At 41.6% G+C, this 635-nt stretch carries 1 protein-coding gene; it reads right to left on the reverse strand.

The features are described 5' to 3' along the window. Positions 1 to 635 (reverse strand): Ig-like domain-containing protein (locus BJS11_RS13185; RefSeq protein ID WP_245167202.1); only part of this gene is annotated, 635 nt, incomplete at both ends.

A 635-nucleotide genomic window follows, 5' to 3' on the forward strand; every position in this document is an offset into this window, starting at 1 on the left:
CTGATTGTTGTATCGTCACTTGTTACGTCATTCACCGTTGGTGCTTCTGGTGCTGTCGTATCTGTAACTGTTGTTGTTGCTTCATCCGACACGTTTCCATCTTTATCTGTTGAAGTTACGTTTAACGTTTCCCCACCTTTAAGATCAACATTCGTTGGAATATCTATTGTGTAGTTTCCTTCATCATCTGCTGTTCCTGTTGCTGTTGTTCCATCTGGGAACGTCACTGTTACTGTTGAACCTGGTTCTGCTGTTCCTGAAATTTGTGTATCGTCACTTGTTACGTCATTCACCGTTGGTGCTTCTGGTGCTGTCGTATCTGTAACTGTTGTTGTTGCTTCATCCGACACATTTCCATCTTTATCTGTTGAAGTTACAACGATATTTTCATCGCCTTTTAAGTCAACATTTGTTGGAATATCTATTGTGTAGTTTCCTTCATCATCTGCTGTTCCTGTTGCTGTTGTTCCATCTGGGAACGTTACTGTTACTGTTGAACCTGGTTCTGCTGTTCCACTGATTGTTGTATCGTCACTTGTTACGTCATTCACCGTTGGTGCTTCTGGTGCTGTCGTATCTGTAACTGTTGTTGTTGCTTCATCCGACACATTTCCATCTTTATCTGTTGAAGTTAC

The organism is Staphylococcus caeli (assembly GCF_900097965.1).
Lineage (GTDB): Bacteria > Bacillota > Bacilli > Staphylococcales > Staphylococcaceae > Staphylococcus > Staphylococcus caeli.